Genomic DNA, 270 nt, shown 5'->3' with positions numbered 1-270 from the left:
GGCTTACTTTGATGTAAGCAGCGACCCAAAAAATCCATTTATTATTAAAACTAATAATGCGGAAATCACTGTTTTGGGGACAAAATTCTACGTTACGGCATTAGAAAACAAAGCCACAGCTGTAAGAGTTGTTGAAGGACGTGTTCAGGTTAAATACCCTGGGGATAAAAAATCATTTATTGTGCAGGCCAACCAACAAATAGGAAATGATCTTGAGAAAGTAACCACACTGAATAAAAATAAGATATACTGGAACACAAAGAGCCTTGT

1 protein-coding gene is annotated in these 270 nt (G+C 36.3%); it reads left to right on the top strand.

Going from position 1 to position 270, the window contains the following annotated elements; genetic code table 11:
* Positions 1-270 (top strand): FecR domain-containing protein (locus tag E1171_RS00085; protein ID WP_187696076.1); only part of this gene is annotated, 270 nt, incomplete at both ends.

Source organism: Xanthovirga aplysinae (assembly GCF_009711365.1).
GTDB classification, from domain to species: Bacteria; Bacteroidota; Bacteroidia; order Cytophagales; family Cyclobacteriaceae; genus Xanthovirga; species Xanthovirga aplysinae.
Note: the sequence above shows the minus strand (reverse complement) of the source record. Positions and strands in the feature narration are given on the sequence as shown.